The following is a 13,676-nucleotide window of genomic DNA, read 5'->3' on the forward strand; positions in this document are numbered from 1 at the left end:
CCCGCAAACACCGAATGTTGTTTTCTATTATAGTATTATGAAATCGTTTTACAAGGAAACGAAAAATCTTTCATCTTTCCCCCTGTTAAGTTGCGCGGAATTGCCTGCTTTTCTATGTGCAATCTGCCCAAAATATGATACAATGAGGGCATAAGCCGGATCTTACAGGCTCAGAAAGGAGCTTTTTGCACAATGATAAAAGGTGTTATTTTTGATATGGACGGTCTGATGTTCGACACCGAGCGCATCTGGGCCACCCTGTGGCGGCCCGCGCTGGCCACACTGGGCCTTTCTTATAAGGAAGGGCTGGACGACGCCGTCCGGGGCACGGCAGGCGACTCCATGCGGGCGGTGCTGCGCCGCTTCTTCGGCCCGGACTGCGATACCGACGCCATCATAGAGGCGCTGCACCAGCAGGCAGAGACGGCGTTTCAGGCACCGCCGCCCAAAAAGCCGGGGCTGGATGAGTTGATCGCCTATCTGGAAGCGCAGCACATCCCCATGGTGGTGGCTTCCTCCAGCCGGATGGCGTCCATTCTGCGGCACCTCAACAACTGGCACATGACCGATCACTTCAAGGCCCTTATTTCCGGCGAGCAGTTCTCCACGTCCAAGCCCGACCCGGAGATCTTCCTCACAGCGGCCAAGGCGCTGGGCACCGTCCCGGCTGAAACGCTGGTGCTGGAGGACAGCTACAACGGCGTGCGGGCCGGTGCCCGGGGCGGCTTTGTCACCGTGATGGTGCCGGACCTTGCCCCCGCCGATGACGAAATGCGCAGCCTGTACACCGCCGAGTGCAGGGATCTGTTCGAGGTAAAGAAGCTGCTGGAAGCAGGGAAGCTGTAACGGCGTTTCCCCGCCGTTTTCCGGCACAGCTTGCATCCAAAACATGTCGGCCATGTAAAACTGATATCAGCCGGGCCGCAAAAATGTACTATAATGGGAGAGCAAAAAAATGGGAGAGCAAAAAAAGAAGGTGCAAGCATGAAATCAAAACATCGCGGACAAATGTCCGAATCTTTTCTTACAGCCGTATTCCTGTCCCTGTCCGGCGGCCTGCAGGACGCCTACACCTACCTGTTCCGCGGCAAGGTATTTGCCAACGCGCAGACCGGCAACATCGTGCTGCTCAGTTCCAACCTGATGGACGGAAACTGGGAGCGGGTGCTGCATTATCTGGTGCCCCTGTGCGCCTTTGCGCTGGGCGTACTGACCGCCGAAAAGATGCAGGAGCACTTCCGGAACATGCAGCGGCTCCACTGGCGGCAGCTGGTGGTGCTGGGCGAGGTGCTGCTGCTGTTCCTTGTGGGCTTTCTGCCGCAGGAGCAGAACCTGCTGGCCAACGCCATCGTCTCCTTTTCCTGCGCCATGCAGGTGCAGGCGTTCCGCAAGGTGAACGGCTACGCCTTTGCCAGCACCATGTGCATCGGCGACCTGCGCAGCGGCGTGGAGGCCCTGTGTGTCTGGAGCCGCACCCGCGAACCCAAGGCCAAAGACCGGATGCTGCGCTATTTTGGCATCATTCTGCTGTTTGCTCTGGGCTCCGGCATTGGCAGCAAGAGCTGCGTCTGGCTTGGCGGCAGGGCCATCTGGATCTCCTGCGGGCTGCTGCTGGTCAGCTTTGCGCTGATGTTCATTCGTGAGGATCTGGAAGAGAACCCGGTGATCGAAAAAGACCTTGCCGAGATCCGGCAGGAGACCCGGGAGATCGACCACGCCCTCCGGCAGGAGCTGCAGGAACAGCAGCAGGAATTAAGGGAGAGCGCCGTGCCGCACCACAGATGATCTCTCTGAATTTTTTGTTTTACGCCTGAGCGCATTCTGCGCAGGGGGGCAGCTGCATCGTATCTGTTGCAGCCGCCCCCTCTTTTTATGTAAAAATCATATTGCCGCCATGTGCAGGATACTTTTTACACATCCTCTGTCTGCTCGTATAATAAGCACTGCAATCGAACGTTGCAAGAGGGAATCGAATGTATATCAAGTAGTTTTGTGAAGGGAGGCAGTTCCTATGTCTGAGATCAAAAAGGTCGTGCTGGCCTACTCCGGCGGTCTGGATACTTCCATTATCATCCCGTGGCTGAAAGAGCACTACAACAACTGCGAGGTCATTGCCGTGTGCGGCAATGTGGGCCAGAAGGGTGAGCTGGAAGGCTTGGAGGAGCGCGCCAAGGCAAGCGGCGCATCCAAGCTGTACATCGAAGACCTGACCGACGAATTTGTGGAGGATTACGTCATCCCCACCATGCAGGCCGGGGCCGATTACGAGGGCTATCTGCTGGGCACCAGCTTTGCCCGCCCCATTCTGGCAAAGCGGGTGGTGGAGATCGCCCGCGCCGAGGGTGCGGATGCGGTCTGCCACGGCAGCACCGGCAAGGGCAACGATCAGGTGCGCTTTGAGCTGGCCATCATGCACTTTGCACCCGACCTGAAGATCATCACCCCGTGGCGCGAGTGGGACATCCAGAGCCGCGATGAAGAGATCGACTACGCCGAGGCCCACCACATCCCGCTGAAGATCAGCCGCGAGACCAATTACTCCAAGGACAAGAACCTGTGGCACCTGAGCCACGAGGGCCTTGATCTGGAAGACCCGGGCAATGAGCCCCAGTACGAAAAGCCCGGCTTCCTTGAGCTGGGCGTCAGCCCCAAGACCGCCCCGGACAAGTCCGAGTTTGTGGAGCTGGAATTTGAACAGGGCGTACCGGTGGCCCTGAACGGCGAGAAGCTGAAGCCCGCTGCCATCATCGCAAAGCTCAACGAGATCGGCGGACGCAACGGCATCGGCCTGTATGACGTGGTGGAAAACCGTCTGGTGGGCATGAAGAGCCGCGGCGTCTACGAGACCCCCGGCGGCACCATCCTGTACAAGGCCCACGAGGTGCTGGAGACCCTGACGCTGGACAAGCTCACCGCCCACAAGAAGCGTGAGCTGGCCATCACCTTTGGTGAGCTGGTCTACGACGGCCAGTGGTTCAGCCCCCTGCGCAAGGCCCTGAGCGCCTTCGTCACCTCCACTCAGGAGCATGTTACCGGCAAGGTGCGTCTGGAACTGTACAAGGGCAACCTCATCAATGCAGGGGTCTGGTCGCCCTACTCCCTCTACCGGGAAGACATCGCCACCTTTGCCGCCGGCGGCGACTACAAGCAGAGCGATGCCACCGGCTTCATCAACATCTATGGTCTGCCCACCAAGGTGCAGGCCATCGTAAACAACGAAAAAGAAGGTAAATAAAGAGTTATGCTTACCGCAGTTACTGGTATCAATTGGGGCGATGAGGGCAAGGGCCGCGTCATCGACCTGTTAGCCGAAAACGCCGATGTGGTGGCCCGCTATCAGGGCGGCAACAACGCCGGCCACACAGTCGTCACGGAGCAGGGCAAGTTCATCCTGAACCTGCTGCCCTCCGGCATCCTGCACCCGGACGTGACTTGTGTGCTGGGCGCAGGCATGGTGATCGATCTGGACCATCTGGCCGGGGAGATGGACGCCATCGAGCAGCGCGGCATCCGGGTCGGCCCCGAAAACCTCAAGCTCTCGGATAAGGCCACCATTTCCATGCCGTGGCACAAGGTACAGGACGGGCTGGAAGAAGACCGCCTTGCCAGAAAGGGCACCGCTTTCGGCTCCACCCGGCGCGGCATCGCCTACGCCTACAGCGACAAGTACCGCAAAAAGACCCTGCGTCTGGGGGATCTGCTGCACCTGAACGAAAAGCGGGTGCAGGACCGCCTGCACATGATCCTGGAATCCAAGAATCTGGAGCTGGCAGGCTGTTATCATCAGGAGCCCATGAGCTATGACGCCCTGTTGGAATGGTGCCGGATGCAGGCGGGACAGTTCTCTCCCTATATCTGTGATGCAGGCGCATTCCTGCAGCAGGCCCACGACAGCGGCAAGCGCATCGTGCTGGAAGCGCAGCTGGGTGCCATGCGGGATATCGATTACGGCATCTTCCCCTTCACTTCCAGCTCCAACACGCTGGCCGCCTATGCGCCGCTGGGTGCAGGCATCCCCAATTGCAAGCTGGACCACGTGGTAGGTGTGCTGAAGGCCTACTCCACCTGTGTGGGTGCAGGCCCCTTTGCCGCCGAGAATGCCATGAGCGAAAGCTGGAACGAGCAGCTGCGCAAAGCAGGCGGCGAATACGGTGCCGCCACCGGCCGTCCCCGCCGGGTAGGCCCCTTTGACTGCGTGGCCAGCCGCTACGGTCTGGCCTGTCAGGGCGCGGACAAGATCGCCCTCACCAAGCTGGATGTGCTCAGCAGCATGAAGGAGATCCCGGTGATCACCGGTTACACATTGGATGGCGTGCAAGTCCCCAGCTTCGACCCGCTGTCCGATCTGGACCGGGTGGAGCCCGTCGTCACCATGCTGCCCGGCTGGCAGAAGGACATCTCCGGCTGCAGGAGCTGGGATGAGCTGCCCAAAGAGGCCAAGGCTTACGTGGAATTTCTGGAAAAGCAGCTGGGCCATGAGATCCAGTTCGTTTCCACCGGTGCCGAGCGCGAGAAGTTCGTGCTGAAAGGAGCATGGCTGTGAGACACTTTATTGAGCCCAACAGCTTTTCTCTGGAAGAGCAGCTGGCCCTTCTGGATCTTGCCGACCGGATGGAGGCCGACCCGGCACCCTATGCCCACCTGTGCGATGGGCGCATTCTGGCCACCCTGTTCTATGAGCCTTCCACCCGCACCCGCCTTTCGTTTGAATCGGCCATGCTGCGGCTGGGCGGCAAGACACTGGGCTTTGCAGGGGCCCAGCTGTCCAGTGCCAGCAAGGGCGAGACGGTGGAGGACACCGCCCGCGTGGTGAGCAACTACGCCGATGTGATCGCCATGCGCCACCCCAAAGAGGGCGCACCGCTGCGGGCATCCCTTTCTGCACGTGTGCCGGTGATCAATGCAGGCGACGGTGGGCACGCGCATCCCAGCCAGACCATGATCGACCTGATGACTATCCGCCAGCGCAAGGGGCGGCTGGACCATCTGACCATCGGTTTCTGCGGCGACCTCAAATTCGGGCGCACGGTCCACTCCCTGACCGCTGCGCTGAGCCAGTTTGAGGGCAACCGGTTCGTATTCATCTCGCCGGAAGATCTGCGCCTGCCGCAGTATGTGAAGAATGAATCGCTGGAGCCGACCCATCAGATCTATAAGGAAACGGCTGACCTTGAAGCCGAGCTGCCACATCTGGATGTGCTGTACATGACTCGTATCCAGCAGGAGCGCTTTTTCAACGAGGAAGAATACCTGCGCCTGAAAGGCTGCTACCAGCTGGACGAAGCGCTGCTGCAGAAGGCACCGCAGGATATGCCGGTGCTGCATCCGCTGCCCCGCATCGACGAGATCAAAAAGGATGTGGACAACGACCCCCGCGCCGCCTACTTTGATCAGGTGCACAACGGCGTTTACATCCGCATGGCGATCATTCTGGCCCTGCTGGGCATCCCCGACCCGCTGACCGGGAAAAAAGTCCTGCAGCGCTGAGCCTCACTCTCCCGGAAAAACATCATGCCCGCCCACCGTGGAAAACCCACAGTGGGCGGGCATTTTGCGTTTGATCCAGATACCGGTTCATCCATTCGGCACGGGTGTGGGCACCGGAACCTTTTATGCAGGTTATTCTTCGGGGATGGCTGCATCATTTTCCACGCGCAGCATCCGGTATCCTACGCCAACATGGGTCTGGATCAGATGCGGCGCATCCGGGCATCGTTCCAGTTTTTTGCGCAGGGATGCCATATAAACACGCAAGGAGGCAATGTCATTTTCCTGCGTACTGCCCCATACTTTCTGCGTGAGGGAGGTATGCGTCAGCACTTTGCCCACATTATGCGCCAGCACACACAGCAGTTTGTACTCGATGGGGGTCAGATGCAATTCATTCTCGCTCAACCAGACGCAGCCGGCCGAGAAGTCGATCTTCAAAGGGCCATTGACAAAAACCGGGCTGTTGATGCCGTCAGAAGCCAGCAGATTCAATCGGCGCTGCGTTACACGCAGTCTTGCCAGCAGCTCGTCCACGGAAAACGGCTTTGTCAGATAATCGTCTGCGCCGTTGTCCAGTGCTTCGATCTTATCAGAATCCTCGCTCCGGGCACTCAGGACGATGATGGGCAGGTTCGACCATGTGCGGACGCTGCGGATGACCTCGATGCCGTCTATATCGGGCAGCCCAAGATCCAGCAGCATGATGTCCGGATTGTGGCTGGTGGCCATCATGATTGCCGTTTCCCCATTGGAAGCAGTCAGATATTTATAGCCGTGGGTCTTCAGGGTCGTTGTGATCAGACACCGTACAGGAACATCATCCTCTACGACCAGAATGGACGGCTTATTCATGAATGTTCACCTCACTTTGCGGCAATGCAAAGGAAAAGACACTGCCATTGGGAATGTTGTCACGCAGGGTCAATGTTCCGCCGTGAGCCGTCAGGATCGCACGGCAGAGGGGCAGGCCCAGTCCAAGGCTGCGGTGGCTGTCTGCAATGCGGCTCTGCCCGGTATAAAACATCTCGAACACCTGTGCTTTTGCGCGATCCGGAATGCCGGGACCGTTATCTGCCACCTCCACTACAACCTGATGGTCTTTCCGGTAAGCCGAGATCTGAATGACCGAGCCCACAGGGGTGTATTTGATGGCGTTATCCACCAGATTGACAACGACCTGCATGATCAGCCGTGCATCCACATTGACCAGGAGGATCTCGTCCCCATACTGTGTTGTGATGGTGTGTTCGCAGCTTTTCCGGTTGACATGATGCAGTGCTTCTTCGATCATTTCGTCCATCAGCTGCGGTGAGATCTGCAGATTCATCCGTCCATCTTCAATGCGGGTGATGGAAAGCAGATTTTCCACCAGACCGATCAGCCATTGTGCATCGTCAAAAATATCGGTGCAGATCTTGTTCCGGGTCTCTGTATCCAGCGTTTCTCCGTTGGAAAGCAGATTGCTGGCATTGCCGGAAATGGAGGTCAGCGGGGTGCGCAGGTCATGGGAGATCGTGCGCAGCAGGTTTGCCCGCAGCTCTTCATTTTTTGCCTGCACGGTTGCCTGCTCTTTTTCCAGTGCGTTTCTGCGGTTTTCGATGGCCAGCGCACCTTCGCCCAGAATGGAGAGCAGCACGCTGTTTTCAAAGGCATCCAGCGGTTTTTCGGACAGATCGATCCCAATCACTCCAAACACGCCGCCTCCGGTCCGAAGTGCAAGATAAAGCCCCTTTGCGTCCGGGTAGCTATCCGTGCCTGCACCGGAACGCTTTTTGTTGGCAAACGTCCAGTTTGCCGCATCCCGTTCTTCCGGTGCAGAAAAGATGTTTTGCGCCGTTTCCCCGTCAACCGAAAAAATCTGTTCTGCCCCAAGACCTCCGTTTTGTTCCGGGTAGACGATCAGGCTCCGGTTCAGCAGCTTCATCAGCTGGGAAGCTGTCTGAGAGAGGATCTCTTCCTCGCTTTTTGCTCTCTGTAAAAGCTGATTTGTGTCAAACAGTATTTTTGTCCGGAACGCTGCCTGCGCAGACATTTTTGCATGGTCTTTCAACCGTGTCGTCAACGCACAGGTAATGATCGCAGAGGTCAGCATCAGGGCAAATGTGACCTGATAACCGGGATCATACGCATGGAATGTCAGGCGCGGTTCCGTCAGGAAAAAATTGTACAGCGCAACACTGGCAACAGAGCCCAGCACACCACAGGTGTAGCCGCTGGTAAACCATGCGGTGAACAGCACCCCCAGCATATAGAGCATGATAATGTTATAACGCGCAAAGTCCAGCTGCAGGAAAAAGAAGCCGATGAGCGTGATGCCGCTCAGGATGCCTGCGGTGATCAGCAGATCACGGACAGACGGCAGAAGCGGACGGGTGAACAGCTTCCGTCCCGAACCGTAGCCGTTCTCTGCAGAAGCATCCGGGATGATATAAATATCCAGATTGGGTGCAGTCAGCGTCAATTTTTCGGTCAGGGACGGCCCGCTCCAAAAATGGCGGCGATGTACGCTGGAGCGCCCCAGCACGATTTTTGTAATGCCGGAGATCCGGGCAAACTCTGCGATCTGCTGCGGAATGTCATCCCCGTAAATCGTAGAAATGTCGGCACCTGCCTGTTCTGCCATACGAATGTGCTGCTGCAAGCGCCGACGATCTTCTTTTCCCATCTGATCCGAATCCGGAGTCCGGACATACAGAGCTGTAAAGGTCCCGCCAAACGCCTTTGCCATCGTTGCTGCCGTCCGCACGATCTTTGCATTGGAGGGAGAGGACGACAGACACGCCAGAATATGTTCAGTGGGTGGGTCGTTCTGATTCATAAAGATCACCTGCCTTGCCCACAGTATAGCACAATTTGATGGTCACGACCACCAGCCGCGTCTTTTTCCTTCCTGTTGAAGGATCTCCCGTCGTATGTGATCCAGTGCATCTGCTGCCCAAAAACCACTCGACATGACTCCAAGAACCATCAATAACAAAACGACATCCATATGATCCGTCCTATCTTTTCAGAGCCGGAAACACTTTTGGATCGATGCGTATTTTCCCAAAACCAGCATACTTTCGTCCCGGCACAGCTGCGTATCCGGCGTGATGCTCATATCGAGCTTTCCGTCTTTTTTCAGTGCAAGAATGTTGATGTTATACTTTTTTCGGATATTGATCTCACCGATCGTGCGATCCATCCATTCCGGCGGAATGGTCACTTCCATGATGGCGTGGTCGTCCTGCAGCTCGATGTAATCCAGAATGTGTTCAGAGCTGTATCGGATCGCTGCCCACTTTGCCAGCTGCTTTTCCGGGTAGACCACTTCATCCGCACCGTTGCGCAGCAGGAACTTGGCTTGTACATCCCGCTCTGCACGCGAGACTACAAGCTTTGCGCCCAGCTCCTTGAGCAGTGAAGTGGTTTCCAGCGAGTTTTGAAAATTACCGCCGATGGTTACGATGCACACATCAAAATTGCCGACACCAAGGGAGCGCAGAAAGTATTCGCTGGTGCTGTCACCGATCTGTGCATTCGTCACATAGGAAAGCACGGCGTTCACACGGTCTTCGTTGTTGTCGATCGCCATGACCTGATGACCCAGCTCATTCAGTTCCTGCGCAATATGGCGGCCAAAACGGCCAAGCCCAATCAAAAGAATCGATTTCATAGTTACCTCCTTTATCCGATTGCGATCTTCTCCTGCGGCAGACGAGAGTGGGCAGGGCTGCTGCCAAATGCCGCATAGATCAACGTCAATCCGCCAACACGTCCCAAAAACATCAGTGCGATCAGCACCCCCTGCGAAAGGATGCCCAACTGCGGCGTGATGCCCAATGTCAGACCCACCGTTGCCACAGCCGAAGCAGTCTCATACAGACAGACCGACATCGGCAGCTGCTCTGCCGCAGCAATGACAAAGGCTCCGAGAAAGAACAGCGTCAAATACATCCCTGCGATGGTGGCAGCATTCTTGACCGCGGAACCATCTATGCGCCGCCCGAAAAATTCGGCATCTTCTCTGCGGCGGAAGGTCGCCCACATATTGGCCAGCAGAACGGCAAATGTTGTGGTTTTCATGCCGCCTGCCGTGGAGCCGGGCGAACCGCCCAACAGCATCAGAACCACCATCAATGCCTGTGAAGTGCTGCCCATCGCAGCAAGATCGGCGGTGTTAAAACCGGCAGTACGAGGGGTAACGGATTGGAACATCGACAATAAAATGCGCTGCCGGGCAGAGCCTGCCGTGAACTCGAAGCAGTAAAAGTACAGCGTCGGCAGTACCAGAAGAAATGCCGTTGTGACAAGGATCACCTTGCTCTGCATCCGGTAACGGTGAAAATTAAGGCGATATGTACAAATGTCCTCCCATGTCAGAAAGCCAAGGCCGCCAAAGACGATCAGGGCCGCGATCACTGTGGTAAGCAATGGGTTTCCTGCATACTGTGTCAGCGAAACAAATTTTGCCCCCTCTGTTCCCAGCAGGTCAAACCCGGCATTGCAGAACGCCGAAATGGAATGAAACAGTGCATACCAGATCCCGCGCAAACCATAATCGGCGCAAAATGTCGGCAGCAGCAGTGCAGCACCGGCCAATTCAAACAGGGCGGTGATCCGCAGAATAAAGCCTGTCAGCCGCACGATGCCGCCCATCTGCGGGGCAGCCGTAGCTTCCTGCATCGTGCTGCGCTGCTTGAGGGAGATCTTTCGCCCGGAAAGCAGTGCAAAGGCAGCGCCCACCGTAATGACACCCAATCCTCCGATCTGGATCAGAAGAAGAATCACGCTCTGCCCGAATGCCGACCAGTAACTGCCGGTATCCTGAACCACAAGGCCGGTCACACAAAGGGCGGAGGTAGAGGTAAACAGTGCCTCATGGAACGGTGTGATGCACCGCTGCTGTGCAGCGATCGGGAGCATCAGAAGCAATGCGCCCACCAGATCAACTGCCGCAAAACCTGCAATAATGACCTGAAAAGAAGAAAAACGGTGCTGCCTGTAACGAGGATATTGAATCATAAAAGCTCCTTTACCTATCCGTGTGCATAAAGATTAGCATGGAACAGATAAAAGAGCCGTAAAGAAAATTGTAGAAGTATAAAGATTCCATTAAAATCGATCAGCCAACACTAAAAAATGCCGGGCATCACCAGCTCAAAAAAAGCGGTAATGTCCAGCATTCATTCAGATCTCTGACCCATGGCTTCCAGCCACATTCTTCAAATATTTCTCCGGGTCGCCATTCAGGATCAAATCGGCATAGCCCAGCGGGTCATTGTAAATAAGGTAGTCTAACTCTGCCCGCTGCGACCACGGCAGGCTGGAGGATTGAATCTTAGAAAACGCACGGCAAAATCGCTAATCGCGCGGCGCGCATAAATGATGCCCACCCAGCTGTGGAAAAGCCACAGTGGGCGGGCATTTTGCTTTTTAATCCAGATATCGGTTCATCAGGCTCAATACGATGCCAAGTCCTGCCGGGAGACTTTTCAGGTCTACCCACTCGGCACGGGTGTGGGCACCGGCACCTTTTACGGTGCCAATGGTATTGGCCAGAACATTGCGCGAGAGAGGAATGTTGGCATCGGTGGAATAGGGACCAAGATCCAGTTCGCCCTCATAATACTGCCGGATGCAGGCGGCGTTTTCTGATGTCCACTTTTTCAGCTCGGTCTTGTCTCCATCGCCGCAGCCCGGACGAACGCCCAGCACTTCCAGATTGATCTTTTTGCCCTTGGCGCGGAATTCATTCACCACCCGGTTCAGTTCTCCCTTCATGACCTGCAGGCACGCTTCACTGGCAGAGCGGTACTCGTACAGCAGGGTAACTTCCTGTGCAATGGAATTGACTGTGCTGCCGCCCTCAATGCGGCCCACATTGTAGGTGGTGTATTCCTGCTGCGGCGGGGTGATCCGGTACAGCTCGTGAATGATCTCGGCAGCGATCTGAATCGCGTTGTCTTTGCCGAAGTCCAGATAGGAGTGCCCGCCGGGGCACTGCACCTGCATCCGGTAGCGGTGGGAGCCTACGGCGATGCTGGTGCACTGGGACATATAACCGTCGAAGGAATAAAACCTCCTGATACGGTCGCCGTAGTTATTGAAGAGCTCCTTGCAGCCCTTCAGATTGCCAAGGCCTTCTTCGCAGCTGTTGGCCACGATCATCAGACCGGTGTGCAACCGGTCTTTGTGCTGCACCAGAAAGCGGGTGGCCAGCATCAGGTTCACCAGATTGGCAGTGTCATCGCCGATGCCGGGTGCCCGCAGGATGTCGCCGTCACGGCGCATAGGCAGTTCTTCCGTGTCATTGAACACTACGTCCATGTGAGCCATCATCACGGTGATCTCATCGTACCGGTCACAGTTGAACTTGCAGATCACGTTTTTGGCTTCATCGATCCACACCTCGTTGCAGCCCTCGTGCTCGAACCACTTTTTGCAGAACGCAGCGCGCTTTTCCTCGTGGTGGCTGGGGGCCGGGATGCGGCCCAGCGTCATGAGCAGTTCTGCCTGTTCATCCTTGCAGGACGCTATAAACCGATCCAGCTCTTCTTTTTCGATCATACAGTTTCCTCCGTTTCGCATAGCAGCCGTACCACCGCAAAAAAGGAGCAGAGCTGTGGTTGGTCAGCTCTGCTCCTTTGCAGAATGGGGATCTCCGGTTATGCAGGTTATTCTTCGGGGATCGTCACATCATTTTCCAGATCCGCGCCGTTGGAAGCAATGAGCTTTTTATAGTAGTAGAAGGACTTCTTGCGCAGGCGCTTGCCGGTGCCTTTGCCGTAGTCATCCTGATCCACATAGATCATGCCGTAGCGCTTGGTCATCTCGGAAGTGCCGGAAGAGATCAGGTCGATGGGGCCCCACCATGCGTAGCCGAACACGTCCACGCCATCTGCGATTGCCTCCCGCAGCTGCTCCACATGGGCGCGCATGTAGTCGATGCGGTAGTCGTCCTGGATCTGACCCTTTTCATCAAAGTGATCCACGGCTCCCAGACCATTCTCGGAGATGAAGATGGGCTTGTGGTAGCGGTCATAAATGCGGTTCAGGGTGATACGGAAGCCGATGGGGTCGATGGTCCAGCCCCAATCGGACTTGGGCAGGTAGGGGTTCTTGATATCGGACACCAGACGGCCGGTGGGCTGCGGCACCGGGCTGCCCTTATAGCGCATGATGTAGGTCATGTAGTAGCTGATGGTAATGAAGTCCACCGCACCCTCTTTGAGGATCTTCATATCATCCTTGCCCATCTCGATGTGGATGTTGTTCTCATCAAAGAAGCGCTGCATATAGTAGGGATACTCACCGGTGGCCTGCACATCGGTGAAGAACCAGTTGAAGTGATCCTCGAACATGACCTGCAGCTGATCCTCGGGCTTCGGGGACTCGGCGTAGTTCTCCAGACGGCAGAGCATGTTGCCCATCTTGGCATCCGGGTCGATCTCGTGCAGTTTTTTGGTGGCCAGTGCGCTTGCCACGAACTGGTTGTGCACAGCCTGGAACTTCTCCTGCCAGTGGCCCAGATAGGGGTTGCAGCTGCTGGGTTCCGGTGCACCGTCAAAGATGACGCCGCTGCTGGTAAAGGGGTTGGACAACACATTGTTGATCTCGTTGAAGGTGAGCCAATACTTGACTTTGCCCTTGTAGCGGCGGATGACCGTCTCGGCATACTTTTCAAAGGCTTCTACGGTATGGCGGCTGCGGAAGCCGCCGTACTCCTCGGCCAGATGCAGCGGAGTATCAAAATGGGACAGGGTGACCAGCGGCTCAATGCCGTACTTGTGCAGCTCGTCGAACACTGCATCGTAGAACTTCAGACCCTCTTCGTTGGGGATGGCATCATCACCGTTGGGGAAGATGCGGCTCCAACTGATGCTCATGCGGAACACCTTGAAGCCCATCTCGGCGAACAATTTAATGTCGTCCTTATAGGTGTGGTAGAAGTCGATGCCGCGGCGCTTGGGCAGCTCCCAATTTTCCGGGTGAGCCTTCATGTCCTCCACCATTTCCTTGGAGGCTGCATTGTGGGGCACATGCACATCAAAGGTGCCCTCGGTATCACGGATCTGTTTGGTGATCAGACGGGCGAAGTCTGAAGTAGCCGGACCTCGGCCGCCCTCGTTCCATGCGCCTTCGATCTGGTTGGCGGCGGTGGAGCCGCCCCAGAGGAATCCTTCCGGGAATGCCTTTGCCATGGT

At 56.3% G+C, this 13,676-nt stretch carries 11 protein-coding genes and 1 pseudogene; 5 read left to right on the top strand and 7 right to left on the bottom strand.

Translation table 11 applies throughout. From position 1 onward, the window contains the following. Nucleotides 1-192: 192 nt before the first annotated feature. The 5 genes from ACKXF7_RS03935 to pyrB all read left to right on the top strand — a co-directional run bounded on the left by ACKXF7_RS03935 (nt 193) and on the right by pyrB (nt 5,487). Nucleotides 193-846, top strand: a complete 654-nt coding sequence (locus ACKXF7_RS03935; protein WP_423742206.1) for an HAD family hydrolase — start codon at nt 193-195, stop codon at nt 844-846. Between the two features lie 138 nt (nt 847-984). Next, entirely contained in the window at nt 985-1,785 is an 801-nt protein-coding gene (locus tag ACKXF7_RS03940; protein ID WP_423742207.1) for a YoaK family protein, read from the top strand. Between the two features lie 226 nt (nt 1,786-2,011). After that, nucleotides 2,012-3,235, top strand: a complete 1,224-nt coding sequence (locus ACKXF7_RS03945) for an argininosuccinate synthase (protein WP_423742208.1) — start codon at nt 2,012-2,014, stop codon at nt 3,233-3,235. Between the two features lie 6 nt (nt 3,236-3,241). Continuing rightward, entirely contained in the window at nt 3,242-4,543 is a 1,302-nt protein-coding gene (locus ACKXF7_RS03950; protein WP_423742209.1) for an adenylosuccinate synthase, read from the top strand. Further along, nucleotides 4,534-5,487, top strand: a complete 954-nt coding sequence (gene pyrB, locus ACKXF7_RS03955; protein WP_423742210.1) for an aspartate carbamoyltransferase — start codon at nt 4,534-4,536, stop codon at nt 5,485-5,487. Before ACKXF7_RS03950 ends, pyrB begins: the two co-directional genes overlap by 10 nt. 132 nt (nt 5,488-5,619) lie before the next feature. Here the strand turns inward: pyrB and ACKXF7_RS03960 are convergent, their stop codons facing one another. From ACKXF7_RS03960 to ACKXF7_RS03990, 7 genes and pseudogenes are all read right to left on the bottom strand, one after another. Further along, a complete protein-coding gene (locus tag ACKXF7_RS03960; protein ID WP_249237702.1) occupies nt 5,620-6,342 on the bottom strand; it encodes a response regulator in 723 nt (240 codons plus the stop codon). Beyond that, nucleotides 6,335-8,218, bottom strand: coding sequence for a DUF4118 domain-containing protein (locus tag ACKXF7_RS03965; protein WP_423742607.1), 1,884 nt, complete (start codon nt 8,216-8,218; stop codon nt 6,335-6,337). Before ACKXF7_RS03965 ends, ACKXF7_RS03960 begins: the two co-directional genes overlap by 8 nt. Before the next feature lie 279 nt (nt 8,219-8,497). Then, entirely contained in the window at nt 8,498-9,145 is a 648-nt protein-coding gene (locus tag ACKXF7_RS03970; protein ID WP_298638328.1) for a potassium channel family protein, read from the bottom strand. Nucleotides 9,146-9,156: 11 nt separating this feature from the next. Next, nucleotides 9,157-10,494, bottom strand: a complete 1,338-nt coding sequence (locus ACKXF7_RS03975) for a TrkH family potassium uptake protein (protein ID WP_348584246.1) — start codon at nt 10,492-10,494, stop codon at nt 9,157-9,159. A 165-nt stretch (nt 10,495-10,659) separates the two neighbouring features. Then, nucleotides 10,660-10,785 (bottom strand): annotated as a pseudogene (locus ACKXF7_RS03980) (DUF6061 family protein); the annotation flags it as partial. Nucleotides 10,786-10,905: 120 nt separating this feature from the next. Beyond that, the gene (locus ACKXF7_RS03985; protein WP_348584245.1) at nt 10,906-12,039 is read right to left on the bottom strand and encodes a M20/M25/M40 family metallo-hydrolase; all 1,134 of its coding nucleotides are present in this window, start codon (nt 12,037-12,039) and stop codon (nt 10,906-10,908) included. Between the two features lie 107 nt (nt 12,040-12,146). Then, nucleotides 12,147-13,673, bottom strand: coding sequence for a glycoside hydrolase family 1 protein (locus ACKXF7_RS03990; RefSeq protein WP_423742211.1), 1,527 nt, complete (start codon nt 13,671-13,673; stop codon nt 12,147-12,149). Nucleotides 13,674-13,676 lie beyond the last annotated feature (3 nt).

Origin of the sequence: Faecalibacterium sp. 7 (assembly GCF_049562865.1) — a bacterium.
Taxonomy (GTDB): Bacteria; Bacillota; Clostridia; order Oscillospirales; family Ruminococcaceae; genus Faecalibacterium; species Faecalibacterium wellingii.

Bases quoted from the DNA above. Each gene is read 5' to 3' on its own strand.
- ACKXF7_RS03945 (WP_423742208.1), top strand. From the start codon at position 2,012: ATGTCTGAGATCAAAAAGGTCGTGCTGGCCTACTCCGGCGGTCTGGAT.
- ACKXF7_RS03960 (WP_249237702.1), bottom strand. From the start codon at position 6,342: ATGAATAAGCCGTCCATTCTGGTCGTAGAGGATGATGTTCCTGTACGG.
- ACKXF7_RS03990 (WP_423742211.1), bottom strand. From the start codon at position 13,673: ATGGCAAAGGCATTCCCGGAAGGATTCCTCTGGGGCGGCTCCACCGCC.
- ACKXF7_RS03940 (WP_423742207.1), top strand. From the start codon at position 985: ATGAAATCAAAACATCGCGGACAAATGTCCGAATCTTTTCTTACAGCC.
- ACKXF7_RS03950 (WP_423742209.1), top strand. From the start codon at position 3,242: ATGCTTACCGCAGTTACTGGTATCAATTGGGGCGATGAGGGCAAGGGC.
- pyrB (WP_423742210.1), top strand. From the start codon at position 4,534: ATGGCTGTGAGACACTTTATTGAGCCCAACAGCTTTTCTCTGGAAGAG.
- ACKXF7_RS03970 (WP_298638328.1), bottom strand. From the start codon at position 9,145: ATGAAATCGATTCTTTTGATTGGGCTTGGCCGTTTTGGCCGCCATATT.
- ACKXF7_RS03965 (WP_423742607.1), bottom strand. From the start codon at position 8,218: ATGGCAAAGGCGTTTGGCGGGACCTTTACAGCTCTGTATGTCCGGACT.
- ACKXF7_RS03985 (WP_348584245.1), bottom strand. From the start codon at position 12,039: ATGATCGAAAAAGAAGAGCTGGATCGGTTTATAGCGTCCTGCAAGGAT.
- ACKXF7_RS03975 (WP_348584246.1), bottom strand. From the start codon at position 10,494: ATGATTCAATATCCTCGTTACAGGCAGCACCGTTTTTCTTCTTTTCAG.
- ACKXF7_RS03935 (WP_423742206.1), top strand. From the start codon at position 193: ATGATAAAAGGTGTTATTTTTGATATGGACGGTCTGATGTTCGACACC.